The organism is Streptomyces sp. NPDC059866 (assembly GCF_042731325.1).
Taxonomy (GTDB): domain Bacteria; phylum Actinomycetota; class Actinomycetes; order Streptomycetales; family Streptomycetaceae; genus Streptomyces; species Streptomyces flavusporus.
In genome coordinates this window covers 1-3,280 of record NZ_JBHWJT010000115.1, presented here as the reverse complement: position 1 = coordinate 3,280, position 3,280 = coordinate 1, and the positions used below count along the sequence as shown (strand labels likewise).

At 67.0% G+C, this 3,280-nt stretch carries 2 protein-coding genes; one reads left to right on the top strand and one right to left on the bottom strand.

What is annotated here, in order from left to right; genetic code table 11:
* The coding region (locus tag ACFV7R_RS46880) for a condensation domain-containing protein (protein WP_385276897.1) at positions 1-1,344 on the bottom strand (1,344 nt) is incomplete at its 3' end.
* Between the two features lie 625 nt (positions 1,345-1,969).
* On the opposite strand from ACFV7R_RS46880, the gene ACFV7R_RS46875 reads away from it, so the two are divergent.
* On the top strand, positions 1,970-3,280 hold a 1,311-nt coding region (locus ACFV7R_RS46875; RefSeq protein ID WP_385276894.1), incomplete at its 3' end, for a condensation domain-containing protein.

Here is a 3,280-nt window from a genome sequence, read left to right as displayed (position 1 = left end):
AGACAGCAGTTGCACCGCGCCGATCCGCTGATCGGCATCCTCGGCCACAGCCGTCAGCAGGCGGACCAGGCGCTGGGCGACGGCGGTGACGGTGTCGTGGTCGAAGCGGTCGGTGCGGTAGTCCAGCCGCAGCCTGAGGACGTCGCCGGGTGCGACGGCCAGGCTGAGCGGGTAGTGGGTGGCGTCGCGGCCTTCCGTGGACGTGATCTTGAGGCCGGCTGTCCGGCGGTCCGCGGAGGTGTCGCGGTCGGCGGGGAAGTTCTCGACGGCCACGACCGTGTCGAACGCTTCGCCGAGGCCGGCGGTCCGCTGGATCTCCGTCAGGCCCAGGTGCTGGTGCGGCAGCAAGGCACCCTGCTCACCGTGGATGCGTACGGCCAGGTCGGCCCACGTGTCCCCTGCGTCCATCCGCACCCGGACCGGAACCGTGTTGATGAACAGGCCGATCATGTTCTCGATGCCGGGGATCTCAGGCGTCCGCCCCGAGACCACGGCACCGAAGACCACGTCGTCCTGGCCGGTCATCCGGCCGAGGAGGACGCCCCAGGCGCTCTGGACGAGCGTGCTCAGCGTGACGCCCAGACGACGGGCCTGGGCTTGCAGCGCGGCCGTGGTCTCCCGCGGGACCTGCGTGAGGAAGCGTTCCGGCAGGGCCGGTGCCGGTGCCGTGCCGTCGGAGACGGCGGCAGCAGCCGGAGTGGACAGCAGGGTGGGCTCCGCGTCGGTGAGCGCGGTGGTCCAGGCCTCGCGTGCGCCGTCGCGGTCCTGTTCGGAGAGCCAGACCAGGTATTCCCGGTAGGGCGTGACGGGAGGAAGGCCGCTGTCGTCGCCCTTGGCGTCGTACAGGGCGAGCAGTTCGCGCACCATGAGGGGCGCCGACCAGCCGTCGACGAGCACATGGTGCTGGGTGATGACCAGTCGGCTGCGGTCGGCCCCGCCTTCGCCGTCCCGGTGCCTGATCAGCGCCATGCGCAGCAGTGGCGGGCGGTCGAGGTCGAACCGCCGGGCCCGCTCGGCATCGGCGAAGGCCCGCAGTTCGGCTTCGGCCTGCACGGCGGGCAGACGGGAAATGTCGCGCTCCTCCCACGGCAGCTCTACGTCGCGGGCGACCACCTGGACCGGCTGGTCGAGGTCGTCGATCCAGAACGCGGCCCGCAGATTCGCATGCCGGTCGAGGAGGGACTGACCGGCGGCGCGCAGGGCTGAGGCGTCCACGGCGCCCTCGAAGTCCAGGATCAGCTGTACGGCGTAGACATCCGGTCCCTTGCCGTCGAGCAGGGCGTGGTAGACCAGCCCTTCCTGCAGCGGCGACAGCGGCCAGACGTCCTCGAGCTCATGCGGCATGGCTGATCCACTCTCCGTACTCAGGCGCTATTCGTGTCGGACCGGCCCATGGACAGTGCGCGACCACTTCACCGGAACCGGGCCGCAGCCGGCCGGCCGCCGGCTTCCGCGTCACCAATGTCTTACGCAGTGGCGGCATTGGCGTATGAAGGGAGGACCACGATGCATGCCACCGGCATGCAGGACCCTCGGAAAAGATGTCAGTTCGGCTGGTTCGCCTGATCCGCAGAGGGCAGCAAGAAACCGCCAATAAGCCTGACATGCCTGTGAGATCTCCCCCGAGAAGTCATTCCACGGCCACGCTCTCCCCGCGTTGAAAGTCTTCTCGGTCACGCGGCGATGAGCCCGTCCGGACGCTACTACAGTTACTTGAACCTGTCACCCATGATTCCTGTGACCGGACCCGAACGACCCAGCTCAGAGCGGTTTCTGACACCTCGTAGGACAGATCTCGCCTGCTTGGGTTGTGACGCATACAACACGGTCAGGGCCATCCCCGGCGGGACACGGGCACCACACTGAATCCGGGTGCGGGACCGCGTGCCGCGGCGCGGTTCGATGTGTAACTATGCAGGCGTCCGGCGAGTGACCGGGGTGGGTGCAAGTCGCTGTGGAGGGGCCTGGAGTGCCGGATCCGGTGGATGAACAATGGCCTTTGACGGCTGCCCAGTTAGGTATCTGGTTTGCCGCGTCCCTGGGGCCCGGCGGCTCGGTCTACAACGTCGGCGAGCGCGTCGAGATCCATGGACCGGTCGATCCGGACATTCTCGAGAAAGCGCACCGGATTACCCTGGAAGAAGCAGAGGCACTGCGGCTCGCCATTACGGAAGGTCCGGACGGACCACTCCAGGTTCTCGGCTCCGCCCAAGCACCCGTGCGCCGACTGGACTTCACTCTCCAAACGGATCCGAAGGCCGCAGCCGAGGCATGGATGCAGTCGGACATGGACACCGCGTTCGACCTCACGCAGGGGCCGCTGTATGCGCCCGCATTGCTCACGGTCGACCCGAACTTCCATATACTGTACAGTCGTTACCACCACGTCATCATGGACGCCTGGAGCTCCGCGCTGATCACTCGGCGCACCGCCCAGGTCTACTCGGCCATGGTGGCGGATCGACCCGACGACGGTACTCCGCTTCCTTCGTTCCGTAAGCTGCTGGAACGGGAAGGAAGCTATCGCAATTCAGAAGAGTACGAAGCCGACCGCCGCTACTGGCTCAAGCGCCTGCGCGATGCACCCGACCCGGTCAGCCTCTCCGGCCGTCCATACCGCAGGCCCGAGGGAATTCTTCGAAACCGCGCCGCGCTCAGTGCACACCTCTCGGATCAGCTCCGTGACGCCGCCGCCCGACTCGGCGTCAGCTGGTCGGTGTTGGCGGTGGTGGCAACGGCCGCATACGTCGGCGGCGTCACCGGAGAGAACGTCATATCCGTCGGGCTTCCCGTGTCCGGCCGCCTGGACGAGGTCGAGCGCAATACGCCGGGAATGACGGTCAATGTCGTCCCCCTCCATATCACGGTGCGACCCGAACTGCCGTTGGTCAAACTGGCAAAGCAGGTCTGGGCCCAGACCACCCGCGCCGCTCGGCACAGCCGGTACCGCATGGAGGATCTGCGCCGCGAACTCACCTGGATGTCGAGGGAAAACCTCCCCTACGGCCCCGTTGTCAATGTCATGGCATTCGACTACGACATCCACTTCGGCGGCCACCCGGCAAAAGCCAGCAGCCTCTCACAGCGTTACACCGACGACTTCTCCGTCGCCTTCCACGAAGGCGCGCGTGAAGGCGGAATCGAGGTGTACTTCGACGCGAACGACCGCATGTACAGCCAGCCGGAACTGGACGCCCACGTCGCGCGATTCCTGCTCTTCCTGGAGCGAATGGCGGATGCCCGGCCGGACCAGCCGATCGGCTCGGTCAGCCTGCTGACC